The sequence below is a fragment of the Vibrio fujianensis genome, assembly GCF_002749895.1.
GTDB classification, from domain to species: domain Bacteria; phylum Pseudomonadota; class Gammaproteobacteria; order Enterobacterales; family Vibrionaceae; genus Vibrio; species Vibrio fujianensis.
Genome location: NZ_NBUS01000039.1, coordinates 177,984 through 178,361, shown reverse-complemented (window position 1 = coordinate 178,361; position 378 = coordinate 177,984). Strand labels below are relative to the sequence as shown.

Annotated in this window: 1 protein-coding gene; it reads right to left on the bottom strand. The window is 43.4% G+C overall.

Annotated elements, in window-relative coordinates; translation table 11 throughout:
• On the bottom strand, nt 1-195 hold a 195-nt coding region (locus B7C60_RS17975), incomplete at its 3' end, for an NAD-dependent epimerase/dehydratase family protein (protein ID WP_245868631.1).
• Between the last annotated feature and the right edge of the window lie 183 nt (nt 196-378).

The following is a 378-nucleotide window of genomic DNA, read 5'->3' as shown; positions in this document are numbered from 1 at the left end:
ACCCCCCCCCGCCATAATTTGCGTTAAAAAATCGTCACGATCCATATAATCGGCGATTTTTAGATCAACTAAATTTTTGAATTTGCGGCCATTTTTTAAGTGGTCAACCACTAGTATATCGGTGATACCACGGTCATTAAGTGCTTTGATTATATTGCTGCCAATCATGCCAGCACCGCCGGTTACGATGATCATATTGTATTCCACGTTCAAGCTAAAACTGCGCAAATAGTAGCAGGAAAAATGTGGATAGGCGAGCAATCCGGCCTTTGCTATTTCTTCTGATCCTTCATGTGTCAGGGCTGGCTAACGTCACCACTCTCACTGAACCAACTTCACCCCTTGCACTGAACCAAATTCCCCATTTTCACTGAACTA